General features: G+C 40.3%; 7 protein-coding genes. All 7 read right to left on the bottom strand.

Going from position 1 to position 3540, the window contains the following annotated elements:
• On the bottom strand, window positions 1-195 hold a 195-nt coding region (locus tag PRIP_RS15695), incomplete at its 3' end, for a YlqD family protein (protein WP_241434210.1).
• Window positions 196-312: 117 nt separating this feature from the next.
• The gene (locus tag PRIP_RS15690) at window positions 313-543 is read right to left on the bottom strand and encodes a KH domain-containing protein (protein WP_036102548.1); all 231 of its coding nucleotides are present in this window, start codon (window positions 541-543) and stop codon (window positions 313-315) included.
• Between the two features lie 14 nt (window positions 544-557).
• Window positions 558-830, bottom strand: a complete 273-nt coding sequence (rpsP, locus tag PRIP_RS15685; RefSeq protein ID WP_036062095.1) for a 30S ribosomal protein S16 — start codon at window positions 828-830, stop codon at window positions 558-560.
• Window positions 831-870: 40 nt separating this feature from the next.
• Window positions 871-1896, bottom strand: coding sequence for a hypothetical protein (locus PRIP_RS18335; RefSeq protein WP_241434209.1), 1026 nt, complete (start codon window positions 1894-1896; stop codon window positions 871-873).
• On the bottom strand, window positions 1862-2188 hold the full coding sequence (locus PRIP_RS18330; protein WP_241434208.1) for a hypothetical protein: 327 nt from the start codon (window positions 2186-2188) through the stop codon (window positions 1862-1864). Before PRIP_RS18330 ends, PRIP_RS18335 begins: the two co-directional genes overlap by 35 nt.
• A gap of 49 nt (window positions 2189-2237) precedes the next feature.
• Window positions 2238-2561, bottom strand: coding sequence for a hypothetical protein (locus PRIP_RS18325; protein WP_241434207.1), 324 nt, complete (start codon window positions 2559-2561; stop codon window positions 2238-2240).
• Between the two features lie 79 nt (window positions 2562-2640).
• On the bottom strand, window positions 2641-3540 hold a 900-nt coding region (locus tag PRIP_RS17240; protein ID WP_036102545.1), incomplete at its 5' end, for an LPXTG cell wall anchor domain-containing protein.

Raw genomic sequence — 3540 nt, 5'->3', positions numbered from 1 at the left:
TTTCCCGACCAAAGTAATCATTGACCGAATCTTGATTATACTTATGTTTACGCTCCATCTTTTTTTTGTTTCAAAATGAAGTTGATCACTTTCTTTTTGCAATTGCTGACGTTGTTCTAAGTAAAAATGTAATAGTTTTTGTTTACTTTTTTCTGTTAAAACTTGTTTGACAGTCACTTTTTGGATAATTTTCATTAAAAACGCTCCTTAATCGTGGCTTGTTTCTTCTATTGTAACAGGGTTTTTTTGGGGAATGCTATCATATGTAGGGCGTGAAGAGAAAAACAAAACCACCCCACGATTGTGAGATGGCTATTCAATGATTTCGAGACGAACTTTCTTTTCGTTCCGATTGCCCGTTGCATAGACAAGTGTACGAATCGATTTCGCGATCCGTCCTTGCTTGCCTATGACACGACCCATATCCTCTTTGTTTACAGATAACTTATAAAGAAGGCTTGTAGCGCTCTCTTCTACCGAGACAATAACGTCATCTTGGTGATCAACGAGAGGCTTTACGATGGTTAGAATTAAATCTTCCATAGCCATAACCTCTATTATTTACCTAGTTTTGAATTGTGGAATTTTTCCATAATGCCTTCTTTTGACAACAAGTTACGAACTGTGTCAGAAGGTTTCGCACCATTATGCAACCATTTTAAAACTGCTTCTTCGTCGATTTTCACTTCTGCTGGGTTCAATAGTGGATTGTATGTACCCACTGTTTCGATTGAACGGCCATCACGAGGAGAACGAGAATCTGCAACTTGAATACGGTAAAAAGGTTTCTTATTAGAACCCATACGTTTTAAACGAATTTTAACTGCCATTATATATACACCTCCATAAAGTCTTACACAAGTATATATATTACCAGTAAAGGATTTGTTTGTAAAGTGTTTTTTCTTTACAGTTGCATTTTTTTCTTTTTGTTTTGTTCGTTATGCCCTCTGTTATTCTATTTAAATAACGGCAATACCCAGAGATATTATGCTCCACATCGTCAATTCGGACGCGGAAGGAATGATGCCGAATGAAGAAACTATGCAAAATTCGCTTTGGATTTTTGTAATACATCGCGAGTTCGGGATAAAATAAACCGTTGAGCTGGAAGTCTGCGCGTTTTTCGATGGTCGTTTCTAATTTTTCACGGTTGTAGTTTTTAAGTAAGTAGCCTTTGTCTGCGGCCTCAATACGTTCGCACATATCATGTGTGGCGACGGTTAGTTCAAGGAATGTTGGGAACGCTGTTTCGCGATGATAAATAAAATCGAGACGTCCGAATGCGTTTTTCAAGCCAAATTCGAAGTAACGGTCTTCTGGTGCGTATTTTGTTATTTCATTTGTGCAATAGCTAAGCCAATGATCGTGATTTTTCCAATAGGATTTCTCGATGAAGTAATCGAACGCTTTTTTTGCTGTATTTAGCCATGTTTCGTCTGGGTCAATGGCATATAAACGCATAATCGCGAGTACAGCCTCCCCATCGTAATAAATAATTCGGAATGGGTCTTTAACGGTGAGCGTTGGGTATTCTAAAACATGAATAAACTGCCCATTTTCTTGTTGTTGATCGCAAATCGCACGCGCTAAATTTTGACAAAGTGGCAAGTATGCCATATCTTGTGTTACTTGCATATATTTTGAAAAAGCTAAAATCGCCGCAGCATTCGCGCCTAGCTTAATTTCATTCGTATCGCGTTCAATGACATACGCGCGGTCACCTTGTTCGCGAATTAAGTCAATCGCTAGAAATCGCAATGCTCTTTTCGCTGCAGTAAGTATTGCTTCATCTCCGGAAACTTCATAAGATTCCAGCATTGAATATGTGGAACTCGCATGACGCAGACTATTGTAATGTTTAATTTTTTTTATCAAAACAAGCAAAATAGCCATAGATAAATTCCCCATCAACGCCTACCTGATCCGCCAAATAAGCTCCCGCCCGTTGAATAATTCCCATGATTTCCGTTACCGTCAGTTCCGTTATTCTCCTACCATTATTCAAATTATCACTATGCAACTCCAACACATCATCGCCATCAAAATAATAACCAAACGTATCAAAAGTTATGATTTCAGAGTCTGCCTCAATTTGCAGTTTGCCATGTACTTTATTGGCTTGGACTAAATAACGATTCAAGTTCTCTAAATTAAGCGCAATACCTTCATCTTTCGGTTGTATCATCGCATTCCCGTTCACTTCCTGCTCCAATAAAGCCGTGTAGAAGCCTTTATCAAACGAAATTCCTTTGCGATAATAATTTTTTTCTTGTATGTAATGTTACTTCGTTCCACTCTGAAAAAAATACTGTTTCAAACCCATATGCAACATCAATTTTAAATGTTCTATTCTCCACTTCATGTTGCAGTTTTTTATGAATTTGTTTAAAAATATAATCGAGCGATGCATTGCTAAAATTATACACAGTTGCACGCTTCGTTCCAAAATCTAGCGAAAGAAAGACTTTCCATTCACCTTCCCAATTGAGCGTCTTTTCTTTTTTCCCCTTTACTTCTATTTGATTTTTTATCATCGAAACCGCTTCTAAGCTTAGCATTTGCTTCACTCCTTCTTTTAAAATAACGGCCTCCTCACCTCTAAAAGTAAAGAGGCCGTTTTTCGATACTTAATCTATATTATTCTTGTGGTTTTCTGCGGAATAGTCTCAGTAAGAAGCTGCCAGCAAGAAGTAGTAAACCACCGCCGAACCATTGAGCAGCAGTGGAATCCGCATCACCAGTTGAAGGTAATGCTGAGCCCGGGGTCGAACCATTCATTGTTGTAGCTGACATAGAGCCAGTTCCACCCGTACTAAGCGGTACAACTACCGAGCCTGTGGAAGTAGTACCTCCACCAGTTCCCATCGTTCCATTTCCAGTGCCTGAGCCAGTTCCTCCATTTCCTCCATTCCCTAAATTAACTGGGATAACAGCATCATTATCACTATCTGAGTCAGCATCAGCGTCGGCGTCAGCATCCGCATCAGCGTCGGCGTCAGCATCGGCATCGGCATCGGCATCGGCATCAGCATCCGCATCCGTTTCATCAATAGCTGGGAGAACAGTAGTAGAAGCAATAGCACCTACCTTTGTTTGATCACCACGTTGCGCAACTAGATATGCAGTAATGATATCCCCAACAGCCAACGTGTGACCAGTAATATTAGTAGAATACGTACCATCCGCATTTATAACAATATTTCCAAGGATAGTACCATCAGGTAATTGCAAAATTAATTTTAGCGTAGTCCCCGTTGGCAATGTCTTAGCAATTGCTTGTACACGTTGAACCAAAGTACTAACAGGACTAGCAGCATCGTATCCAGTATCACCGCCAATAAAAGTATCACCCACATGTACAGGATTAATTAAAGGTCTGTCGAGCTCAAAACTGTACCAACCTACATCACCATCTGAATCAGCGTCGGCATCAGCATCCGCATCAGCGTCAGCATCGGCGTCAGCATCAGCGTCAGCATCCGCATCAGCGTCGGCATCCGCATCGGCGTCAGCATCGGCGTCAGCATCAGCATCCGA

Origin of the sequence: Paenilisteria riparia FSL S10-1204 (assembly GCF_000525995.1) — a bacterium.
GTDB classification, from domain to species: Bacteria; Bacillota; Bacilli; order Lactobacillales; family Listeriaceae; genus Listeria_A; species Listeria_A riparia.
This window is presented reverse-complemented; position numbering and strand designations above follow the sequence as displayed.